Source organism: Mesorhizobium sp. M2A.F.Ca.ET.037.01.1.1 (genome assembly GCF_003998075.1).
GTDB lineage: Bacteria > Pseudomonadota > Alphaproteobacteria > Rhizobiales > Rhizobiaceae > Mesorhizobium.
On record NZ_RZSA01001581.1, the window covers coordinates 1 to 823 of the forward strand.

The 823-nt window shown below is 66.2% G+C and carries 1 protein-coding gene; it reads right to left on the reverse strand.

The annotated features are described in order from the left end of the window. On the reverse strand, positions 1 to 823 hold an 823-nt coding region (locus EOA27_RS38520), incomplete at both ends, for an Ig-like domain-containing protein (RefSeq protein ID WP_189562382.1).

Here is an 823-nt window from a genome sequence, read left to right on the forward strand (position 1 = left end):
CGGTGACCGCGTTGGGGTTGGCTGTATAGGTGTAGGAGCCGTTGGCGTTGAGCACCAGCGTGCCGTACTGGCCCACGATGCCGGCGCCGCCGAGATTGCCGCTCACCGGGTTGGAGACGTTCGAGCCCGTGGCCACGCCGGTCACCGCGCCGCCGGGTGCCGCGCCGTCGGCGCCAAGCACGTCCGCCGTTCCGTCGGTCAGCACGTTGCCCGAGACTTGCGAGCCTTCCGAGACGCTGTTGGTGTCGGCATGCGCCGTCGGCACGTCGTCGACGATGTCGACCAGGATGGTGCCGGTGGTGGTGTTGCCGTGAGCGTCGGTCACCGTATAGGTGAAGCTGTCCTTGTCCTGTTCGGTGGTGATGCCGTTGTTGGCGGTCGCGCCGTCATAGGTCTTGGTCAGCGTGTAGGTGTAGGTGCCGTCGGCGTTGAGCACCAGGTTGCCGTAGCTGCCGGTGGCCGATGAGTTGAGCGTGTAGGTATATGGTCCAGTGCCGCCGGCCGGCGTGATGGCGCCGTTGAAGATCTCGCTGTTGCCGGCCGCGTCGCTGCCCGCCGGCAAGCCCTTCTCATAGACCAGCGCGTCGGTGTCGGAGGCGGTGACGGTGACGTTGTTGACAGTGATGTCGAGCGTCACGGTCGAGGTGTCGCCGTCGCCGTCGGTGATGGTGTAGACGAAGTGGTCGACCGCATTGGCGGTGACCGCGTTGGGGTTGGCTGTATAGGTGTAGGAGCCGTTGGCGTTGAGCACCAGCGTGCCGTACTGGCCCAAGATGCCGGCGCCGCCGAGATTGCCGCTCACCGGGTTGGAGACGTTCGAGCC